Below are 18,877 nucleotides of genomic sequence, written 5' to 3' on the forward strand. Positions count from 1 at the left end.
TGTCCCGCCTGACGACTCCACGCTCCTTCTCTTCCGCTCGCCGCTGGTGGCGATGGTGGCCCGTTGCCGTCGTCCGCCCCGCCACAGAGTCCCGGAAGGAAAGTCGTCTTGATCACTGCAGAGCAGTTCCAGCGCCAGGCCGCTGAAGGTCACACCCGTATTCCCGTTGTCCGCGAAGTGTTGTCCGACCTGGACACGCCGCTCTCGGTCTACCTGAAGCTCGCCGACGGCGCCTATACCTATCTGTTCGAATCGGTCGAAGGCGGGGAGCGCTTCGGGCGCTACTCCATCATCGGCCTGCCGGCGCGGCGCGTGTACAGCTTTCGGGGCCACACGCTGGAGGTCAGCGAACACGGCGAAGTCGTCGAGACCCGGGAGGTCGCCGACCCGCTGGCCGAAGTCGATGCGTTGCGCGCCGAACATTCGGTGCCGCAGCTGGATGGGCTGCCCGGCTTCACCGGCGGGCTGGTCGGCTGGTTCGGTTTCGAGTGCATCCAATACATCGAGCCGCGCCTGGGGAGTGGCGACAAGCCCGACGAACTCGGCACGCCGGACATCCTGCTGATGCTCTCCGAAGAGCTGGCGGTGTTCGACAATCTCAAGGGCCGTCTGTACCTGATCGTGCATGCCGACCCGAGGCAGCCGCAGGCCTATGTGCGCGCCAATCGGCGCCTGGACGAGCTGGCGCATCGCCTGCGTCAGGGCGGCGCCGGTTACCCGCAGGCGCAGATTTCCGATGCGATCGACGAAGCGGACTTCCATTCCTCTTTTACCCGCGAGGAATATCACGCCGTGGTGCGCAAGGCGCAGGAATACGTGCGTGCCGGCGATATCTTCCAGGTAGTGCCATCGCAACGCTTGCGCGTGCCGTTCCGCGCGCGCCCGGTGGATGTGTATCGCGCGTTGCGTGCACTGAATCCGTCGCCGTACATGTATTTTCTCGATGTCGGCGGTACCCAGGTGGTTGGTTCGTCGCCGGAAATTCTGGCGCGCCTGCGCGATGGCGTGGTCACTGTGCGCCCGATCGCCGGCACCCGCCCGCGCGGCGCCACGCCCGAACTGGACAAGGCACTGGAAGCCGAACTGCTGGCCGACCCGAAGGAACGCGCCGAGCACGTGATGCTGATCGATCTGGGTCGCAACGATGTCGGCCGCGTGGCCGAACCGGGCACGGTCAAGGTCGGCGAGCAGTTCGTGATCGAACGCTATAGCCATGTCATGCACATCGTCAGCGAGGTGACCGGCACCCTGAAAGCCGGCCTGAATTATAGCGACGTGCTGCGCGCCACCTTCCCGGCCGGCACTGTCAGCGGCGCGCCGAAGATCCGCGCGCTGGAAATCATCCGCGAGCTGGAGCCGGTCAAACGCAACGTGTATTCCGGCGCGGTCGGCTATATCGGCTGGCATGGCGATGCCGATACCGCCATCGCCATCCGCACCGCCGTCATCCAGGACGGTTACCTGTATGTGCAGGCCGGCGGCGGCGTGGTCTACGACTCCGACCCCGACCTGGAGTGGCAGGAAACCATGAACAAGGGGCGTGCGCTGTTTCGCGCAGTTGCCCAGGCGGCGAAGGGCCTGTGATGGATGGGCAGGGTAGCGCTACGCGCATCAGCTTTCGCAACGACTACAGCGAAGGCGCGCATCCGCGGCTGTTGCAGGCGTTGGCGCAGGCCAGCGCCGAGCAGCATGCCGGCTATGGCACCGATCGGCACACAGCGCGTGCGGTTGCGTTGATCCGCACTGCAGTCGCGCAGCCGCAGGCCGACGTGCATCTGCTGGTCGGCGGCACGCAGACCAATCTGATTGCGATCAGCGCGTTCTTGCGCCCGCATCAGGCAGTCATCGCGGTGGACGCGGCGCATATCGCCACGCACGAGACCGGCGCCATCGAAGCGACCGGCCACAAGGTGCTCACCGTGCCGGCGCTGCACGACAAGCTGACGCCTGCGCTGATTCAGCCGGTGCTGGCTGTGCACAGCAACGAACACATGGTGCAGCCGCGTCTGGTCTACATTTCCAACAGCACCGAAAGCGGCACCATCTATACGCGTGCCGAACTCGATGCGTTGTCGCGGTTCTGTCGCGCGAACGATTTGCTGCTGTACCTGGATGGCGCGCGTCTGGGTGCGGCGCTGACCGCCGACGGCAACGATCTGGATCTGCCGGCCATTGCCACGCTGACCGACGCGTTCTATATCGGTGGCACCAAGAATGGTGCGTTGCTCGGCGAAGCGCTGGTCATCGTCAATCCCGCCCTGCAGGCGGATTTGCGTTATCTGATCAAGCAGCGCGGCGCGCTACTGGCCAAGGGCATGGTGGTTGGTGCGCAATTTGCGGCGTTGTTCGAAGACAGTCTGTTCTTCGAACTGGCCGCGCATGCCAATGCCATGGCGCAACGCTTGCGCGCCGGCCTGCTTGCGGCCGGCGCGCACTTCACCAGCGACTCGCCGACCAACCAGCAGTTCATCGCCGTCAGCGCGCAACACGCTGCGCAGCTCGTGCAACGCTACGACTTCGAGCGCTGGGAAGTGCGCACCGATGGCAGTCAGGTGATCCGCTTCGTGACCTCGTGGGCGACCACAGCCGCGTCGGTCGATCGGCTGTGTGCGGATGTTGCCGCACTTCATCGCGGCGTGTCGTAAGCATGCGCACCAGAGGGAGCGAAACAGATGAAGCAACTCGAACGCCGGAATTTTGCCCATCCCGGTTCGCTCGATGCTGGTCAGGTGTGGCAGTCACGCCGCGCCATCAGCGATCGCAGAGTCACCTGCAGCCGGCAGCCAGACCTTCACCCAAAACATCTATGCGGTCTTTCTGATCGCGCAATGAGTCCCCTGCCATGCTGCTGATGCTCGATAACTACGACAGCTTCACCTACAACCTCGTGCAGTACCTGCAGGCGCTGGGCGCCGAGGTCACGGTGGTGCGCAACGACGCCATGAGCGTCGACCAGATCGCCGCGCTCAGGCCCGAGCGCATCGTCATCTCGCCCGGTCCGTGTACGCCCAACGAGGCAGGCATCTCGCTGCAATTGATCGAGCAGCTGGGTCAGACCACACCGATCCTGGGCGTGTGCCTGGGCCATCAAAGCATCGGCCAGGTCTACGGTGGCGATGTGATCCGCGCCGGCAACATCATGCACGGCAAGACCTCGCCGATTCGTCATCAGGGCAAGGGCGTGTTCGCCGGTCTGCCGGACAGCTACGAGGCCACGCGCTATCACTCGCTGGTGGTGGACAAGACCACTTTGCCGGACGCACTGGAGGTCACCGCCTGGACCGAAAATCCGGATGGTTCGATGGAAGAGGTCATGGGCTTGCGCCATCGCCAGTTTCCGGTCGAAGGCGTGCAGTTCCATCCCGAATCGATCCTGACCCAGCACGGACATGCCTTGCTGAAAAACTTTTTGCAGCGTTGATAGTGATGCGTCGTCTGCGCCTCGGCGTGACCACCGTATCGCGCTGCGTCGCTACAACGCCAACGCAGAAGTGCAGTGGCACTCAACGTGCGCACCGTACCGCGCAACGTAACGTTACCGCTGCACCGCCTTCCATCGCATCCGGACCACGATGAGCACACCCGACGACAGCATTCACTTCTACGAGCCGAGGCAGGGTCACGGGCTGCCGCACGATCCGTTCAATGCCATCGTCGGCCCGCGTCCCATCGGCTGGATCGGCTCGCGCAGCGTCGAGGGCATTGCCAATCTGGCGCCGTACAGCTTTTTCAATGCATTCAACTACATTCCGCCGATCGTCGGCTTTGCCAGCATCGGTCGCAAGGACAGCGTGCGCAACATCGAAGCCACCGGCGAGTTCACCTGGAATCTGGCCACCCGGCCACTGGCGGAAGCAATGAACGCCAGCGCGGCGATGGTACCGGCGGAAGTCGATGAATTCGATCTGGCCGGCCTGCAGGTGGCGCCATCGCGCCTGATCGGTGCGCCACGGGTCGCTGCCAGTCCGGTCAGTTTCGAATGCCGGCTCAGCCAGCTGTTGCCACTGCAAACCGCTGCCGGGCACGCCATCGAGACCTGGTTGGTGCTGGGCGAAGTCGTCGGCGTGCACCTGGCCAGGTCGGCGCTGCACGAGGGCATCTACGACCCGGCTGCGGTGCAGACCATTCTGCGCGCGGGCGGGCCGGCCGATTACTACGAAGTGCAGCCGCAGGCGCGTTTTCGCATGACGCGTCCGGGCCAATGATCGCCGCAGCTGCAACGGCAGCCGCGCCGCTTGGTGCTTGCGCCTTCCTGCGCTGATCGCGCGCTGCAAGCTGCCTGCGTCTTCATCCATCACGTTCTGCCACGGTTGTTCCCATGCCCATCACTCCGCAAGAAGCCCTGCAACGCACCATCGAACACCGCGAAATCTTCCACGACGAAATGGTCGAGTTGATGCGGCAGATCATGCGCGGCGAGGTCTCCGACATGATGGTCGCGGCCATCCTCACCGGGCTACGGGTCAAGAAGGAAACCATCGGCGAAATTGCCGGCGCCGCCACGGTGATGCGCGAGTTCTCGCGCCGCGTGGACGTGGCCGATCGCCAGCACATGGTCGACATCGTCGGCACCGGCGGCGATGGTTCGCATACCTTCAACATCTCCACCTGCGCCATGTTCGTCGCCGCAGCCGGCGGTGCCAAGGTGGCCAAGCATGGCAATCGCAGCGTCTCGTCCAAATCCGGCAGTGCCGACGCACTGGAAGCATTGCGCGCAGTGATCGAGCTGCAGCCCGAGCAGGTTGCCAGCGCGTTGGCGCACACCGGCATCGGCTTTATGTATGCGCCAGTGCATCACCCGGCCATGAAGGTGGTGGCGCCGGTGCGACGCGAAATGGGTGTGCGCACCATCTTCAACATTCTTGGCCCGCTGACAAACCCGGCAGGCTCGCCGAACATCCTGATGGGCGTGTTCCATCCGGATCTGGTCGGCATCCAGGCGCGTGTGCTGCAGGAGCTTGGCGCCGAGCGCGCGCTGGTGGTGTGGGGGCGCGACGGCATGGATGAACTCTCGCTTGGCGCCGGCACCCTGGTCGGCGAACTGCGCGACGGCCAGGTACGCGAATACGAAGTGCACCCGGAAGATTTCGGCATCGCCATGTCGGCCAGCCGTAACCTCAAGGTGGCCGATGCTGCGCAATCGCGCGCGATGTTGCTGCAGGTATTGGACAACGTGCCCGGCCCCGCGCTGGATATCGTGGCGCTCAACGCCGGTGCTGCGTTGTACGTGGCCGGCGTCGCCGACAGCATTGCCGATGGCGTACTTCGGGCACGCGCGGTCATCGCCGACGGCTCGGCGCGCGCGCGCCTGGACGCCTATGTGGCCTACACCCGCCAGCTCGCCGTGCAGCCCTGAGCCATGCCGACAACCCCCACGCAGCAGCCATCGCCCGCCGGCATCCTCCAGTGCGGCCGTCTTGACCGATAATGCCCGCCCGCCAGGACCCGATACGATGAGCGACATCCTCAACACCATTCTTGCCCGCAAGGCCGATGAAGTCGCCGAGCGCAGTGCGCGCGTGCCGCTGGCCGAGTTGATTGCGCGCAGCGCCGACCTGCCGCTCACGCGCGGATTTGCAGCTGCCATGCAGGCCAGCATCGCCGCAGGCGACCCGGCCGTGATTGCCGAAGTGAAGAAGGCCAGCCCGTCCAAGGGTGTCATCCGGCCGGACTTCCAGCCGGCCGATATCGCGGTCAGCTACGAATTCGGTGGCGCGACGTGCTTGTCCGTGCTCACCGATGTGGATTTCTTCCAGGGATCCGATGCCTATCTGCGCCAGGCGCGCGACGCCTGCACGCTGCCGGTGCTGCGCAAGGATTTCACCGTCGACCCGTATCAGGTCTACGAAGCCCGCGTGCTCGGCGCCGACTGCATCCTGTTGATCGTCTCCGCGCTGGAAGACGCCCAACTGGCCGATCTATCGGGTCTTGCCATGCAGCTGGGCCTGGACGTGCTGGTGGAAGTGCACGATATCGACGAGCTCGAGCGTGCGGTGCAGGTGCCGGTGCCGTTGATCGGCATCAACAACCGCAACCTGCGCACCTTCGAAGTGACGCTGCAGACCACGTTGGACATGCGCTCCGCGGTGCCGCGCGATCGCGTGCTGGTCACCGAGAGCGGCATCGTCACCCAGGCCGATGTGCAACGGATGCGCAGTCACGATGTGAACGCGTTTCTGGTCGGCGAGACCTTCATGCGCGCGGCAGAACCCGGCGAGTCGCTGCGTCAGCTATTCTTCGCGCATGACTGAGTCGTATCCCGTCCCGCGCGAGGACGCACCGCTGGTGGTCTTCGACTTCGACCACACCTTGTACGACGGCGATTCCGGCAGTCATCTGTTTGCCTGGCTGATCAAGCGCAACCCGTTGCGCTTGCTGGTTGCGCTGTTGGCCTCGCCCATTCTCGGCCCGATGGTGGCGATGCTGCCAACCCGGCGGCGCGGCGTGTCCGGCTATGTGTGGATCGCCACGTTCGGCCTGCACCGCGCGCGCGAGTTCAACCGTTTCATCGACGCATACGTGCTCAAGCATGAAGCGCAGATCCGCCAGCGCCTGCTTCCGCATGCCTTGCAGGTCTTCACCCAACACCGCGCTGCCGGCGACCGTGTGGTGGTCGCCACCGGCGCACCGCCGGAGTTGGCGCGCGCCATTCTCGGCTTTGTGGCCCACCAGGACGTGCCGGTCATCGGTAGCCTGGTCGGCCCGCGCCTGGGCGCCGTCACCGCGCGACGTCACTGCCATAACGAAGAAAAGATGCGCATGCTGCGCGAGCGCGGCTACGCCGATATCGCCATCGCCTATTCGGACAGCACCGCAGATCTGCCGCTCTTGAAGGCCGCGCGCGCGCCGGTGGTGGTCAATCCCAAGGCCAATCGCGAAGCGCTGTTCCGCCAGGTGTTGCCGACAGGCACGCCCATCCTCAACTGGGGTTGCCGCGACCGTGGCGGCAAGGCCCTGTAGGCGAGCGCAACATTCAGGCAGCTAGGTCGTTTCGCGCGGAGCGACACGATTGCGCGGTCCAGCTTGCGACGGCGCATCTGTGCAGCGGATCGCACGGGCAGACCGATGCGAGCTGTATCGCAACGAATCTTCAGGATCGTGACGCAGTCGCGATGCAGATCGTGCGGCTCGACGGCTCGAAGACGCTCTTATAAGAGGTATCGCGCAAAAGTGCCGCTGCGGAGGTCATGAAACTGCCGATGTCGGCACCGTCGCAATCGAATCGATCGGTGCCGAACCCGGCATGCAGCCAGTGCACAAGGCACTGGCTGCACAGCGCCGTCAGCGGGTGCCGTACAGCACGACGGTCTTGCCGCGTGCGTGCAGCAGGCCGTCGGCCTGCAACTTCTTGAGCACGCGGCCAGCCATTTCGCGTGAGCACCCCACCAGGCGTGCAAGTTCCTGGCGCGAAACACGCAGCTGGGTGCCCTGCGGATGGCTCATCGCTTCGGGCTCTTTGGCCAGGTCGTGCAGCGTGCGCACGATGCGGTCGGTCACGTCGAGGAAGGCCAGGCGGCTGGCTTTCCTTGTGGTATCGAGCAGCCGTTTTGAAAGCTGAACACCGATCGCATACAGGATTTTCGGCGCATCCGGCGACAGGCTGGTCTGGAACAGCTGCTGCAGCCGCTCGTAGCTGATCTCGGCAAGCTCGCACTGGGTGCGGGTGCGCAGGATCACCTCGCGGGTGTCGGATTCGATGAATAGCCCCATCTCACCGACGAATTCGCCGCTACCGAAGTAGCCCAGCACCAGCTCACGGTCGTCATCTTCCTCGGCGATGATGCTTACCGAGCCGCTGATCACGTAGTAGAGGGTGCCGGCCGGGTCTCCTGGCCGGAACACATCGGTCCGGGTCGGATAGCGTCTTCGGTGGCTGTGCGCCAGGAAACGCTCGATGGTGCCCGCGTCCAGCGCCAGGGAGGGGGTAGCGTTACGTACCGTCGTAGTGACAACCGTCGTATTTCCTGGGCTCATGGTAGTTCCGCGTGTGATTCCTGAAGCTTAACGGCATGAGTCATGCAAGGTAAACCACTCTTAACATCGGCATTTCGTTGCTGGGATCTTTGGCTCATAATTGACTCCTTTCCCGCTTTCCATAAGGACAGACCGACGTGGTCAAGCCGTTGCCTCGTCTGAGGCTACAGGGGTTCAACAACCTCACCAAGGCGTTGAGCTTCAACATCTACGACGTCTGTTATGCGCGTACCGAAGAGGAGCGTCAGCGCTACATCGAGTATATCGATGAGCAATACGACGCCGATCGTCTGACGCAGATCCTGACCGATGTGGCCGAGATCATTGGTGCCAACATCCTCAATATCGCACGTCAGGACTACGATCCGCAGGGTGCATCGGTGACGATCCTGATCTCCGAAGAGCCGGTGATCGACAAGAAGCAGGCCGGCAAGGAATTGATCTCCGATGCCGTGGTTGCTCATATGGATAAGAGTCATATCACTGTCCATACATATCCGGAAACGCATCCGCAGGAAGGTATCGCCACGTTCCGCGCCGACATCGACGTCGCGACCTGCGGCGTGATTTCGCCGTTGAAGGCGCTCAACTACCTGATCGAGAGTCTGGAATCGGACATTGTGATCATGGATTACCGCGTGCGTGGCTTCACGCGCGATGTGAAGGGCAAGAAGCATTACATCGATCACAAGATCAACTCGATTCAGCAATTTCTCGCCAAGAACGTGAAGTCGCGCTACGAGATGTTCGACGTCAACGTCTACCAGGAAAATATCTTCCACACGAAGATGCACCTGAAGGACTTCGACCTGGATCAGTACCTGTTCGAAGAGCGCGCCAAGAACCTCTCGTTCAAGGAGCGCATGAAGATCGAAACGCTGCTCAAGCGCGAAATCGAAGAACTGTTTCACGGACGCAACCTGAGCGAATAAGCGCAGGAGCATCCAAACGCCACAAGGCGGGACGGCCCGCCACGCGATGACCTCGCGTTCCACAGCCGACGGCGGCCCAGTGTGCAAACACTGGGTCGCTTTTTTTTTGCCCATTTTTTCTGTGAGGAGTACTGCAATGCCCTGGATCCATCTGTTGCTGGCCGGCCTGTTCGAGATCGGCTTTGCCATGGGACTGAAATACAGCGACGGTTTCACTCGCCTGTGGCCGACCGTGCTGACAATCGGCCTTGCCGGCATCAGCCTGTGGTTTCTGACGCAGGCGCTGAAGACCATTCCGGTCGGCACCGGCTATGCGATCTGGACCGGTATCGGTGCCTTGGGCGTGACCATTGCCGGTATCGCGCTATTCGGCGATAGCGCCTCGTGGTCGCGATTGGCGTGCATCGGTCTGATCGTGGCCGGGGTGATCGGGCTGAAGCTGGTCGGGTAGTCAGTCCCCCAGCGTTTGCTGCGCAAATCCCGGGCTCCGACTTGGAGGCTGCCTATCGCCACGCCTTTGGCCGTAGCCGCCCCCGTAATGCGTGCACAGCCCCAACGTTTGCTGCGCAAACATTGGAACCCTGACTCAGAGGCTGCCTATCCCCACGCCTTTGGCGCGCCCCTTCAACAAGTAGGCTGTGCTTCAGTGGCGTGCCGGCAAGCAGTTGATTGCCGTGTCGGGTGTACTCGGGTGCGGGCTAGATTCTGGCGGCCGCCGGCCGCTGGTCGTCGATTCCCAATTCCCAATTCCCAACTAGAGGCGGTAGGCAACCGTCTTCATCAGCTTGGAGGCCAGGGCCATTGCGCTGGGGATCGGAGCCGGGAGCGGGCGGGCGCCGGCCTGCTCGGCCTGATCGGCGTGGCGGGCCTCGTCGATCTTCATCACGCGCAGGATGGCGCGGCTGCGTTGGTCGCTCTGGGGCAGGGTCTCCAGGTGCTCATCCAGGTGGGCTTCGACCTGACGTTCGGTCTCGACCACGAATCCCAGGCTCCAGTCGTCGCCGCGCAGCCCGGCCAGCGCGCCGAGCGCGTAGCTGCCGGCGTACCACACCGGGTTGAACAGGCTGGGACGGCTGTCCAGCTCGTGCAGGCGATCGGCGCACCAGGCCAGGTGGTCTGTCTCTTCCTGGGCAGCTTCCAGCAGGTGGTGCCGGGTGTGCGCGTCGCGGGCGACCGCGGCCTGGCCGAAATAAAGGCCTTGCGCGCACACCTCGCCAACATGGTTGATGCGCATCAGGCCGGCGGCATGGCGACGCTGCTCCGGGTCCAGGACGACGTCGGGCGTGTCGGCAGCGGGATTGGGGCGTTCGGCCGGCGGATTGCCGAAGACGGTGTCCAGCGCGCGCTGGGCTTCGACCAGCAGCCGGTCGAGCGGGCTATGCAGGCGGGTGGGGGAGATCTGGGTCATACGGCGATTCTGGCCCCGCTCCGCCGTGCTGCCAACCGCCATGGCGCAGGTGTCGCTGCAACTTGCGTCGCCGCCGAGCGTCCCGTACAATCCCGCCTCTTCTGTTTTGCCTTCACAACGCGTGGCAAAGTTCCAGTGGTCATCGGCCGCTGCAATCCGCCCGACCACTCAAGAGTTTTCTCATGACTACGTTCACCGCCAAGTCCGAGACCGTCCAGCGCGACTGGTATCTCGTTGACGCCGCCGGCAAGACGCTCGGCCGTCTGTCCACCGAACTGGCCCGTCGCCTGCGCGGCAAGCACAAGCCGGTTTACACCCCTCACGTCGATACTGGCGATTACCTGGTGGTGATCAACGCCGAGAAGATCGTCGTCACGGGCAACAAGCTGAAAGACAAGAAGTATCACCGCTTCACCGGCTACATCGGTAACTTGAAGACCGAGAGCCTGGAGCAGGCGCTGCAGCGCCACCCGGAGCGCGTGATCGAAATCGCCGTCAAGGGCATGCTGCCGAAGGGTCCACTGGGCCGCACCATGTACCGCAAGCTCAAGGTCTATTCGGGTGCCGAGCATCCGCACGCCGCCCAGCAGCCGCAAGTTCTGGATATCTAATCATGGCTATCACGCAAAACTACGGCACTGGCCGCCGCAAGTCCTCCACCGCTCGCGTGTTCCTGCGCAAGGGCACCGGCAACATCACCGTCAACGACCGTCCGCTGGACGAATTCTTTGGTCGTGAGACTGCGCGCATGATCGTGCGCCAGCCGCTGGAACTGACCAAGAACACCGAAAGCTTCGACATCATGGTCACCGCCTCCGGCGGCGGCACCACCGGCCAGGCCGGTGCGATCCGTCTGGGCATTGCCCGTGCGCTGGTCGAGTACGACGAAACCCTGAAGTCCGAGCTGCGCAAGGCTGGCTTCATGACTCGCGACGCTCGCGAAGTCGAGCGTAAGAAGGTCGGTCTGCACAAGGCCCGTCGCGCCACCCAGTTCTCCAAGCGCTGATCCATCGCGTTTGGCGCGTCCCGGGTCGCCGGGATGCCTGCTTCAAGAGCCCGGCCATGCCGGGCTCTTGTCGTTTTGGAATTCCGGTGAGTGGCGTGTGCGAGCGCGTGGCGAAGATGGCCCTGGAGACTGAGTGCGATCAGCATGAACGCAGGTGCGCGACGCGTTACCGCCGGACGCCGGGCAACGAAAAAGGCCCGATCTTTCGATCGGACCTTTTGTGTTTGGCTGCCCCGGATGGATTCGAACCACCGAATGCCTGAGTCAGAGTCAGGTGCCTTACCGCTTGGCGACGGGGCAATAAAACGTGTTGGTACAAAATTATTGCATGCCCGCGAGGGCGTGAATACCTTGGTGGCTATGGGTGGACTCGAACCACCGACCCCAGCATTATGAGTGCTGTGCTCTAACCGGCTGAGCTACATAGCCTAGGGAGCCGGCAATTCTCACGATGCGCCGTGCTGTTGTCAAGCATTTCGTTTTCAGCTTGTGAGCCGGGCGTCGCCGTGGCAGAGTCGGTGGCAGTAGATTTTCAGGAGTCCGCATCGTGATCGATCCGGACGGTTTCCGGCCAAACGTCGGCATTGTGCTGATGCGGCAGGACGGTCAGGTGTTCTGGGCGCGACGTGTGCGCAGGGACGGCTGGCAGTTCCCGCAAGGTGGCATGAACACCGATGAGACGCCCGTTGAAGCCATGTACCGCGAGTTGCGCGAAGAAACCGGGTTGTTGCCCGAGCATGTGGAATTGCTCGGCGCCACGCCTGGCTGGCTACGCTATCGGCTGCCCAGCCGGGCAGTGCGTCGCAATGAGCGGCAGGTGTGTATCGGGCAGAAGCAGGTCTGGTTCCTGCTGCAGTTCACCGGCGACGAATCCCATCTCAAGCTCGACCATACCGACACCCCGGAGTTCGACCACTGGCGCTGGGTGGATTTCTGGTATCCGGTCGAGCACGTGGTGATGTTCAAGCGCGGCGTCTATGCCCGCGCGTTGCGTCATCTGGCGCCGCTTGCGCAGAGCCTGGCCGGTCCGGCGGCAGTCGGTGCGATGCCCGAGCGTGCGCTGGAGGCGTGGTTGCCGGGCAGCAGCGCGGCAGGGCACGACAGCCCACGCAAGCGGCCACGCAAGCGCAACTGGGCTCGTGCGATGCGGATTAATAATGATTAACGGATGGAATTGACACCTATTCTCGTTTGCGGTGCAATCAGCGCCGGTCCTTTCCGGATCGCCAACACCCGACCGATACTGTGTACGTCTGCATCTGTAATGGGGTCACCGACCACCAGATCCGCGAAGCGGCCGAAAATGGCTGCGCCAGCCTTGCCGAACTGACCATGCGCACCGGGTGTGGGTCCAATTGCGGCTCGTGCCTGGAGATGGCGGGCGACCTGTTGAGCCAGGCACATGCCAACCGCGCATTGCCGTTGCCGCTCCTGGGGCTGGCTAGCGCTGCCTGAGGCAGGACGTCAGGGGCGGAGGGTTCCGACAACGCCTTCGAGATTTCCACGCGGTACCTGATGCCAGAGGTATCTTCCGACCCGCGCCGCGAATGCCCGTGGCATCCCTGCAGCGCTGGAGCTACCTGCAGCGAAGTGGTTGCTCGGTAATGACCGGCACAAGACTCCAGCCGGTACCAGCCTGATCCGCCATTGCAGCTGCCAGGCGCCTGGCAGCTCCTGCGACACACAGCGCGTCCCGCAACTGATCACGATTCGCGTTCCTTCATGCGCCGCGCCAACGCGCTAGAGTGCGGCCGGCTCACTCTCTCGGAGACATCGCATGAAGGGCGATACCAAGGTCATCGAGTACCTCAACAAGGTGCTCTACAACGAACTCACTGCGATCAACCAGTACTTCCTGCACGCCAAGATGCTGAAGAACTGGGGCCTGAAAGAACTGGCCGAGCATGAGTACAAGGAATCCATCGACGAGATGAAGCATGCGGACAAGCTGTCCGACCGCATTCTGTTTCTCGAAGGGCTGCCCAATTTCCAGGCCTTGGGCAAGCTGCGCATCGGCGAGAACCCGACCGAGATGTTCCGCTGCGATCTGACCCTGGAGCGCGAGGCGGTTGTCGTGCTGCGCGAGGCGGTGGCGTATGCGGAGACCGTCAAGGACTACGTGAGCCGCCAGTTGCTGGTGGACATCCTGGAGTCCGAAGAAGAGCACATCGACTGGCTGGAAACCCAACTGGACCTGGTGGCGCGCATCGGCGAGCCGAATTACCTGCTGACCAAGCTGGACGACTGACGCGCGTCTGGTCGGTGTTGTCTTTCATTTGGCGCTGGATTTACGGGTGCGCGGTACTTCTGCTGGTTGGTGTATCAGCGATTGTTTGCCGATGATCTGCTTCTACAGATTCTGTTGCCGGGTGAGAGTGCGTGGCTTCGCCCGTACCCTCACCCCACCCCTTTCCCGCAGGAGGGGGGGCTCTGGTGTCCTTCCGGGACCAGAGAGGCTCGAGCGTCCTTTCGGGTGAGAAGGCGTTGAGCATCAGAGCGATTTGAGCCTCGCGTTAACGGATGCAGGTGACGGTCCCAGGCGTCTGCCGCCGCTTCGACACACTGATGCGATTAGTGATTTGTCGTGCTGGCGTCGGCTTGCAGGCGGGCGACCTGGCCCAGCAGGGCGAGGCGGGCGCGGGCGTATTCGGCGATGACCAGGGCGACCATGACCGAGGGGCGTTCGATGGTGCCGGTGCGGGCGGCCAGTTCGATCCGCCGTGCCGCGTTGGACACGGCCTGCGCGCCGACGTTGGCGCTGGAGGACTTCAGCGTATGGGACAGATCGCGCAGCTGCATGCTGTCGCGGTTGGCGGCGGCCGCTTCCAGTTGTTCGATGATGAGCGGGGCGTCTTCCAGGAACAATTGCAGGATAGTGATTGTGTCCGCGCCCGCCACCTCGTACAGCTCGTCGATGACGCTGTTGTCCAGGATCGGCAGGGCGCGTGCCTGCGCGGCGGCGCTGGCGCTTTCGGGGTCATGGGTGGCCTGCCCGGCAGGGCTTGGGCCGGGCAGCAGCGCCTGACGCGGCAGCCAGCGTTGCAGACAGGCGTCGAGCTGTTCGCGTGCGACCGGCTTGGACAGATAGTCGTCCATGCCGGCGGCCAGGCAGCGCTCGCGGTCGCCGGCCATGGCGTTGGCGGTCATGGCCACGATCGGCACCGGGCGGCCGCCGCTTTCGGTTTCCATGGCGCGCCAGCGGCGAGTGGCGGCATAGCCATCCAGCACCGGCATCTGGCAATCCATGAAGACCATGTCGTAGCGGGTGGATTCCATCCGGGCCAGTGCGGCTTCGCCGTCGGTGGCGGTGTCTGCCTCGAAGCCAAGCACCGCCAGCAGCTTCTGCGCGACCAGCAGGTTCACCGGGTTGTCTTCGACCAGCAGGATGCGCACCTCGCGGGCGTTGGCCATCGGCGGCGGCAACGGCTCGGGGATCATCGCCGAAGCCAGCGTGGTGGCGTGGGCGGGCTTGGGTTCGGGCGGCAGTACCAGGGCGCGCAGGGTTTCGTCCGGGCTCAGGCGTGGCACCAGGGTGGCGTGATCCTGCAGTTCGGGCGGTACCGGTTCTTCGCCGTACAGCCAGATCAGCCGCGCGCTGCTGGCATTTTCCGGGCGCGCGAGCGCGCGGTGCACTGCGCGCGCGCTGTAGCGCAGCGTGTCGTGGTCGGCGATGACGCAGCGGAAGCCTTCGCCGTCGCTGTGCCGGCGCACGCGTTCGAGCGCTTCCTGAGTGGTTTCCATGAGCACGTGCGACACGCCCCAGCTGTCGAACAGGCGCTTGAGGCGTTGCGACAGGCGCGCATCGGAGCTGATCACCATCACCCGTGCGGCGTCGGCGCCGGTGGCCTGCTGGAGGTCGCCGATGACCTTGAGCAGCGGGATTTCGAACCAGAACGTGGAGCCGCGCCCGGGTTCGGATTCCACTCCGATGCGGCCGCCCATCAGGTCGATGATGCGTTTGCAGATCGCCAGGCCCAAGCCGGTGCCGCCGTACAGCCGCGTGGTGGAGGCGTCGGCTTGTGCGAAGGAGCGGAACAGGCGTGCCTGCTGGTCCGGGGCGATGCCGATCCCGGTGTCGCGCACCTGGAAGCGCAGCAGATGCTGGGCGCGCGTTTCGCCCAGGCGGCGCAGCTGGATGTCGACGCTGCCGCGTTCGGTGAACTTGATGGCGTTGCCGATCAGATTGCCCAGCACCTGGCGCAGGCGGATCGGGTCGCCGCGCACCAGCAGCCGTACCGACGGTTCGATATCCAGGCTCAGGCGCAGCTGGCGGCCTTCGGCGGTGCGCTGCAGCAACTGGATGACGCCGTCGAGCAGTTCGCGCAGATTGAAGGTGGTGATTTCCAGTTCGAGCTTGTTGGCCTCGAGCTTGGAGTAATCGAGGATGTCGTCGACGATGCGCAGCAGTTGCAGCGAGCTGCCGGTGGCGGTCTGCAGCATGTCGCGCTGATCAAGGCTGAGCTGGCCGCTGGAGATCAGCTCCAGCATCGGAATGATGCCGTTGAGCGGGGTGCGGATCTCGTGGCTCATGGTGGCCAGGAATTCGCCCTTGGCCAGAGTAGCGGCCTCGGCGGCCTGCTTGGCGCGCAACAGTTCCTGTTCGAGTTCGCCGTGGCGCCGCAGTTCCTGCTGCAAGCGTTCGCGGGCCAGGTCGGCTTCTTCAAGGCGCTGCGCCAACGCGTGCTGCGCATGAGCGGCACGGTGAGCGGCAAACGCGGCACACAGCCCGCAGACCACCGCCAGCGCTGCCGACACCGCGCTGACGGCGCGCCAGGGGCCTTGCAGCGAAGACCACTGCAGGCCTGCGCCGAGTGCGGTTGTCAGCGCGGCCAGCACTGCCAAGATGCTCCAGGCGCGAAGACCTGCTGCCCGCTCTCTCACTCAGAGCACCGCGCTTGTGAAGTCGAAGTCCAGTTCCTTGCCGACGGTCTGCACCAGGTTGCCCTGGATGAAATCCACGCCGCTCATCCACATCGCAGCCGCTGCCTGCGGATCTTCGATGCGTTGGCCGATGATCAGCAAACCGCGCTGGTGGGCGATGTCGATCACGCCGCGCAGTTCGTCGCGCACCGCCGCGTTGCCGTGCGCATCGGCGAAGCGGTTGGCCATGCGTACGAAGCTCAGCGGCAACTGGGCCAGCAGTGCGTTGGCTTCATCGCCGGGTTCGAACTGGCTGAGGCAGAACTGCACGCCGGCCGGCATCAACTTGGCGCAGAACTGCTGCACGGTGACGGCATGGATCAATGCATCGTCCAGGCGCAGATCCACGATCAGCGACTGGCCGGCCACGCCACGCTCGACCAGCGCCTTGAGCAGCCAGTCGGCGAAGGCATCGCGGGCGAGCGTGCGCGGCGATTGCGAGACGAACAGGCGCAGCGGCGGGCTGGCGTGCTGGTACAGGTGCAGCAGGCCCAGCGCGTGGTCCATGACCTGCTGGTCCAGATCGGCGATGCGCCCGGCGGCTTCTGCGGCAGGAATGACCTGGCCTGCCGAGAGCAAGGTGCCATCGGCCTGGCGCAGCCGCAGCAGCACCTGGTACTGCGCGGTGTCGCCGCCGGCCACGGCCACGATCGGCTGATAGGCCAGTTCCAGTTGACCTTCGACCAGCCGCAGTTGTTCCTGCTGTTCGGCCTGGCTGGGCGCCAGATAGGTCTGCACGCCGTCGCTGCGCAGGCGTGCCTGCAGCGCGGTGCGTTCGACCGCTTCCAGCGCGCTGCCGGTGTCGTCGAAGCCCAGGCCCAGCGGTGCGACGCCGATGGCGCAGCGCACATGCACGGATTCTTCTTCGCGCACCGGGAAGGCGTTGGCGGACAGCCGCTGGCGGATCTCCAGCGCCTGCTGTTCCAGGCTGGCTTCGGGCATGTCGACGGCCAGCAGCAGGAAGCTGTTGTCGTTCAGGCGCGCCAGCGGGTAGGGCTGGGCGGCGCTGGCCAGGCGGTGCCCGGCCTGGGTCATCAGGCGCTCGTAGGCGGCATAGCCGTAACGCTCGCGCAGGCCGAGCGCGCTGGCGATCTCGATGAAGAACAGACCGCCGGACTGCTTGCGCTCCAGCGCGTCGGCGAGCAGGTCCATCACGTGGCCGCGGGTGGGCAGGCCGGTTTCCGGATTGCTGCGCACGCTGACCTGTTCGCCGGCTTGCTGCAGCGCCTGTTGGCGTGCGCGGCGGATGCGGTTGGACACCGCAGCGATCAGGTGGCGCGGGCGGATCGGCTTGGTGAGGAAGTCGTCGGCGCCGCTGTCGAGCACTTCGAACTGGCGCTCCGGGTCCGGGTCGCCGGTCAGGAACACGATCGGCAGCAACTGCTGACCGGGCTGCTGGCGGATCAGCGTGGTCAGGCGGATGCCGTCCAGCTCGGGCATGTGCAGATCCATCAGGATCAGATCCGGGTGATAGTCCTGGATCGCCTGCGGCACGCTGGCGGCGGTCATCTCGACCTGCGCATGCATCCCGGCGCCGTGCAGCACGCTCTGCGCGAACAAGGCCTGCGAGCGGTCGTCTTCGACGATGAGGACGCGGTACGGCGCATCGGCGGCGACATTGTCCTCGCCATCGTGCGGCGCGGCGGGCGCTGCCGATGTGGGTGACGCCGTGGGCGCCGTTGCTGCGGCAACACGTGCGCTGCTGCTGGCCGCCACCGCGCGCGGCGTCGCCACGGCCGCGGCCGGGCTGGCCGCCGCTGCAGTGGCAGGCGCAGGAATGATCGCCGCGCTCACCGGCACAGCGGTGTCGGCCGGCGACGCAACCTCATCGGCCCAGCGACGCCAGTGGTCGGCCGGCGGGGTCTCGGCGCGAAGTGGACGATTACGCGTGGCGGTGTCGTCACGTGTGGTGGAAGAAACCGGATCTCGGGCGGCCATCGATACTCCCTACAGTCGCTGTGATTATGCGATGAACTTCACGGTAGCGGGGAGCTGCGTGCAGTCGGCGTGGCGGCAGGGCGTATCGGCGCAACCAGCCGACGCATGCCCCGCCACAGCAATCGCCAGACCCACCACACCACCAGCCCCGCCATCAGGCTGGAGCCCACCGCAAGACCCAGTGCCAGCCAGGGGTGCGCCAGTGCTAGTGCCAAGGCGGTGGTGGCGATGGTGTCTTCGGCCAGCGAGGCGATCCAGTTGCTGGCCGGTTCGGGCGAGGTGTTGAGCAGTGCGCGGGTGCCGGCCTTGAGCGTGTGGCTGGTCAGCGCCACGCCGGCACCGGCCGCCAGGGCGCCCGCGCCCAGGTCGCCATCGGGCGAGAGCGTCGCCGCGGCCAGGAAGGCGCCCGCTGGCACGCGGGCCAGCGTCTGCAGCAGGTCCCAGCCCGAATCCACGCCCGGAATCTTGTCGGCGAAGAATTCGGCCACTGCCAGCGCGCCGGAGGTGCCCAGGACCCACCACGACTGCGCCGGATGCAGCGCCGGCGGCAAATCGATCCAGCCCAGCAGGCCGGCCAGGCCGACGCCGAACACGGTGAGATAGACCCGGATGCCGGCCAGCCAGGCCAGCAGGATGCCGATCACGAACAGATGCGCTTCGCTCATGGCGTGGTTCCCTGCAAACAATTGCAGAACTATC

At 64.7% G+C, this 18,877-nt stretch carries 19 protein-coding genes and 2 tRNA genes; 14 read left to right on the forward strand and 7 right to left on the reverse strand.

Annotated elements, in window-relative coordinates:
• Positions 1-108 precede the first annotated feature (108 nt).
• The 7 genes from trpE to EO156_RS02685 all read left to right on the forward strand — a co-directional run bounded on the left by trpE (position 109) and on the right by EO156_RS02685 (position 6,960).
• A complete protein-coding gene (trpE, locus tag EO156_RS02650; RefSeq protein ID WP_005914209.1) occupies positions 109-1,584 on the forward strand; it encodes an anthranilate synthase component I in 1,476 nt (491 codons plus the stop codon).
• Positions 1,584-2,645: a beta-eliminating lyase-related protein gene (locus EO156_RS02655; RefSeq protein WP_011050343.1), complete on the forward strand. Its 1,062-nt coding sequence runs from the start codon at positions 1,584-1,586 to the stop codon at positions 2,643-2,645. The genes trpE and EO156_RS02655 overlap by 1 nt, the downstream gene beginning before the upstream one ends.
• Positions 2,646-2,842: 197 nt before the next feature.
• Positions 2,843-3,421: an aminodeoxychorismate/anthranilate synthase component II gene (locus tag EO156_RS02660; RefSeq protein WP_003483050.1), complete on the forward strand. Its 579-nt coding sequence runs from the start codon at positions 2,843-2,845 to the stop codon at positions 3,419-3,421.
• A 151-nt stretch (positions 3,422-3,572) separates the two neighbouring features.
• On the forward strand, positions 3,573-4,205 hold the full coding sequence (locus EO156_RS02670; RefSeq protein ID WP_003483051.1) for a flavin reductase family protein: 633 nt from the start codon (positions 3,573-3,575) through the stop codon (positions 4,203-4,205).
• A 113-nt stretch (positions 4,206-4,318) separates the two neighbouring features.
• Entirely contained in the window at positions 4,319-5,356 is a 1,038-nt protein-coding gene (trpD, locus tag EO156_RS02675; RefSeq protein WP_016849050.1) for an anthranilate phosphoribosyltransferase, read from the forward strand.
• 97 nt (positions 5,357-5,453) lie between these two features.
• Positions 5,454-6,251 carry an indole-3-glycerol phosphate synthase TrpC gene (gene trpC / locus EO156_RS02680; RefSeq protein WP_003483055.1) on the forward strand — a complete coding sequence of 266 codons (798 nt, stop codon included), beginning with the start codon at positions 5,454-5,456 and terminating at the stop codon, positions 6,249-6,251.
• Positions 6,244-6,960, forward strand: a complete 717-nt coding sequence (locus EO156_RS02685; RefSeq protein ID WP_003483057.1) for a haloacid dehalogenase-like hydrolase — start codon at positions 6,244-6,246, stop codon at positions 6,958-6,960. The genes trpC and EO156_RS02685 overlap by 8 nt, the downstream gene beginning before the upstream one ends.
• Before the next feature lie 321 nt (positions 6,961-7,281).
• On the opposite strand, the gene crp is transcribed toward EO156_RS02685, so the two are convergent.
• On the reverse strand, positions 7,282-7,974 hold the full coding sequence (crp, locus tag EO156_RS02690; RefSeq protein WP_005914205.1) for a cAMP-activated global transcriptional regulator CRP: 693 nt from the start codon (positions 7,972-7,974) through the stop codon (positions 7,282-7,284).
• A 137-nt stretch (positions 7,975-8,111) separates the two neighbouring features.
• On the opposite strand from crp, the gene speD reads away from it, so the two are divergent.
• A complete protein-coding gene (speD, locus tag EO156_RS02695; RefSeq protein ID WP_007967854.1) occupies positions 8,112-8,906 on the forward strand; it encodes an adenosylmethionine decarboxylase in 795 nt (264 codons plus the stop codon).
• A 136-nt stretch (positions 8,907-9,042) separates the two neighbouring features.
• Positions 9,043-9,357 (forward strand): multidrug efflux SMR transporter, encoded by a 315-nt coding sequence (locus EO156_RS02700; protein ID WP_011050346.1) that lies wholly within the window; start codon positions 9,043-9,045, stop codon positions 9,355-9,357.
• 303 nt (positions 9,358-9,660) lie between these two features.
• Here the strand turns inward: EO156_RS02700 and coq7 are convergent, their stop codons facing one another.
• Positions 9,661-10,314, reverse strand: coding sequence for a 2-polyprenyl-3-methyl-6-methoxy-1,4-benzoquinone monooxygenase (coq7, locus tag EO156_RS02705; RefSeq protein WP_003483072.1), 654 nt, complete (start codon positions 10,312-10,314; stop codon positions 9,661-9,663).
• A 182-nt stretch (positions 10,315-10,496) separates the two neighbouring features.
• Here coq7 and rplM point away from each other — a divergent pair, with 182 nt between their 5' ends.
• Positions 10,497-10,925, forward strand: coding sequence for a 50S ribosomal protein L13 (rplM, locus tag EO156_RS02710; RefSeq protein WP_003483082.1), 429 nt, complete (start codon positions 10,497-10,499; stop codon positions 10,923-10,925).
• Positions 10,926-10,927: 2 nt separating this feature from the next.
• The gene (gene rpsI / locus EO156_RS02715) at positions 10,928-11,320 is read left to right on the forward strand and encodes a 30S ribosomal protein S9 (RefSeq protein WP_003483085.1); all 393 of its coding nucleotides are present in this window, start codon (positions 10,928-10,930) and stop codon (positions 11,318-11,320) included.
• A gap of 225 nt (positions 11,321-11,545) precedes the next feature.
• Here the strand turns inward: rpsI and EO156_RS02720 are convergent.
• Together EO156_RS02720 and EO156_RS02725 are read right to left on the reverse strand one after the other, a co-directional pair.
• Positions 11,546-11,620: transfer RNA gene (locus tag EO156_RS02720), tRNA-Gln, on the reverse strand.
• Positions 11,621-11,672: 52 nt separating this feature from the next.
• Positions 11,673-11,749: transfer RNA gene (locus EO156_RS02725), tRNA-Met, on the reverse strand.
• 118 nt (positions 11,750-11,867) lie between these two features.
• Between EO156_RS02725 and EO156_RS02730 the strand changes: the two genes are divergently transcribed.
• The 3 genes from EO156_RS02730 to bfr all read left to right on the forward strand — a co-directional run bounded on the left by EO156_RS02730 (position 11,868) and on the right by bfr (position 13,568).
• Positions 11,868-12,485, forward strand: a complete 618-nt coding sequence (locus tag EO156_RS02730; RefSeq protein WP_016849052.1) for an RNA pyrophosphohydrolase — start codon at positions 11,868-11,870, stop codon at positions 12,483-12,485.
• Positions 12,486-12,565: 80 nt separating this feature from the next.
• Positions 12,566-12,775: a (2Fe-2S)-binding protein gene (locus tag EO156_RS02735; RefSeq protein WP_003483089.1), complete on the forward strand. Its 210-nt coding sequence runs from the start codon at positions 12,566-12,568 to the stop codon at positions 12,773-12,775.
• Between the two features lie 322 nt (positions 12,776-13,097).
• On the forward strand, positions 13,098-13,568 hold the full coding sequence (gene bfr, locus EO156_RS02740) for a bacterioferritin (RefSeq protein ID WP_003483093.1): 471 nt from the start codon (positions 13,098-13,100) through the stop codon (positions 13,566-13,568).
• Between the two features lie 323 nt (positions 13,569-13,891).
• On the opposite strand, the gene EO156_RS02745 is transcribed toward bfr, so the two are convergent.
• Genes EO156_RS02745 through EO156_RS02755 form a run of 3 tightly spaced genes read right to left on the reverse strand, consistent with a single transcriptional unit; the run spans position 13,892 to position 18,843 of the window.
• Positions 13,892-16,162 carry an ATP-binding protein gene (locus tag EO156_RS02745; protein ID WP_016849053.1) on the reverse strand — a complete coding sequence of 757 codons (2,271 nt, stop codon included), beginning with the start codon at positions 16,160-16,162 and terminating at the stop codon, positions 13,892-13,894.
• 39 nt (positions 16,163-16,201) lie between these two features.
• Positions 16,202-18,178 (reverse strand): EAL domain-containing response regulator, encoded by a 1,977-nt coding sequence (locus EO156_RS02750; protein ID WP_015471664.1) that lies wholly within the window; start codon positions 18,176-18,178, stop codon positions 16,202-16,204.
• 38 nt (positions 18,179-18,216) lie between these two features.
• On the reverse strand, positions 18,217-18,843 hold the full coding sequence (locus EO156_RS02755; RefSeq protein ID WP_029827935.1) for a DUF4126 domain-containing protein: 627 nt from the start codon (positions 18,841-18,843) through the stop codon (positions 18,217-18,219).
• Between the last annotated feature and the right edge of the window lie 34 nt (positions 18,844-18,877).

The sequence above is a fragment of the Xanthomonas sp. DAR33341 genome, from assembly GCF_003992815.1.
In the GTDB taxonomy this organism is placed as follows: domain Bacteria; phylum Pseudomonadota; class Gammaproteobacteria; order Xanthomonadales; family Xanthomonadaceae; genus Xanthomonas; species Xanthomonas cissicola.

Coding starts and splice junctions, on each gene's coding strand:
- EO156_RS02655 (WP_011050343.1), top strand. CDS start 1,584: ATGGATGGGCAGGGTAGCGCTACGCGCATCAGCTTTCGCAACGACTAC.
- EO156_RS02660 (WP_003483050.1), top strand. CDS start 2,843: ATGCTGCTGATGCTCGATAACTACGACAGCTTCACCTACAACCTCGTG.
- EO156_RS02670 (WP_003483051.1), top strand. CDS start 3,573: ATGAGCACACCCGACGACAGCATTCACTTCTACGAGCCGAGGCAGGGT.
- trpD (WP_016849050.1), top strand. CDS start 4,319: ATGCCCATCACTCCGCAAGAAGCCCTGCAACGCACCATCGAACACCGC.
- trpC (WP_003483055.1), top strand. CDS start 5,454: ATGAGCGACATCCTCAACACCATTCTTGCCCGCAAGGCCGATGAAGTC.
- EO156_RS02685 (WP_003483057.1), top strand. CDS start 6,244: ATGACTGAGTCGTATCCCGTCCCGCGCGAGGACGCACCGCTGGTGGTC.
- crp (WP_005914205.1), bottom strand. CDS start 7,974: ATGAGCCCAGGAAATACGACGGTTGTCACTACGACGGTACGTAACGCT.
- EO156_RS02700 (WP_011050346.1), top strand. CDS start 9,043: ATGCCCTGGATCCATCTGTTGCTGGCCGGCCTGTTCGAGATCGGCTTT.
- coq7 (WP_003483072.1), bottom strand. CDS start 10,314: ATGACCCAGATCTCCCCCACCCGCCTGCATAGCCCGCTCGACCGGCTG.
- rplM (WP_003483082.1), top strand. CDS start 10,497: ATGACTACGTTCACCGCCAAGTCCGAGACCGTCCAGCGCGACTGGTAT.
- rpsI (WP_003483085.1), top strand. CDS start 10,928: ATGGCTATCACGCAAAACTACGGCACTGGCCGCCGCAAGTCCTCCACC.
- bfr (WP_003483093.1), top strand. CDS start 13,098: ATGAAGGGCGATACCAAGGTCATCGAGTACCTCAACAAGGTGCTCTAC.
- EO156_RS02750 (WP_015471664.1), bottom strand. CDS start 18,178: ATGGCCGCCCGAGATCCGGTTTCTTCCACCACACGTGACGACACCGCC.
- EO156_RS02755 (WP_029827935.1), bottom strand. CDS start 18,843: ATGAGCGAAGCGCATCTGTTCGTGATCGGCATCCTGCTGGCCTGGCTG.